The organism is Caballeronia choica, assembly GCF_001544535.1.
GTDB classification, from domain to species: domain Bacteria; phylum Pseudomonadota; class Gammaproteobacteria; order Burkholderiales; family Burkholderiaceae; genus Caballeronia; species Caballeronia choica.
This window is the reverse complement of sequence record NZ_FCON02000651.1, coordinates 1-515: the sequence shown is the minus strand read 5'-3', so window position 1 is coordinate 515 and position 515 is coordinate 1. Positions and strand designations below refer to the sequence as shown.

Genomic DNA, 515 nt, shown 5'->3' with positions numbered 1-515 from the left:
TCGTCGTCCGCGTGCAGGTATTGACTGGTGGTCGAGATCGATGCGTGACCGAGGTTGTCGCGCACATAACGCAGGTCGACTTGGCCGTCCATCATGTGTGAGCCGGCGGTATGGCGCAGCCAATGGGCCGATGCTTGCCTGAGGCGCTCCGCCGCATGCTCGCGGGGTTCGCCGCTCGATGTGAGATGGTCAATTGCATTCTCAAAGATCTGCTTCACAATCAGGTGCACGCCACCGCGCGTCATTGGCCGATGCAGGCCACCGATCGGCAACAGCAGCGGCGTCGGCTCGTGCGGGTAGGGCAGCACCGGCAGATCGTAGTGCTGGCGGTAGCGAGCCAGCTCCGCCATCAACTCCGCGGTCGCTGGCAGCAAGCGCTCCTTGTTGCCCTTGCCGGTGATCGCGAGCCACCAGCGCTCCTGGCCGTCGCGATCGCGCCGCTTGAAGAACCCGCCCATTGGGTTGCTCACGACTTCGGAAATTCGCAGCCCCATCAGATACAGCAATGAAATCAA

1 protein-coding gene is annotated in these 515 nt (G+C 62.7%); it reads right to left on the bottom strand.

What is annotated here, in order from left to right; translation table 11 throughout:
* Positions 1-515 (bottom strand): tyrosine-type recombinase/integrase (locus tag AWB68_RS46170; RefSeq protein WP_160110219.1); only part of this gene is annotated, 515 nt, incomplete at both ends.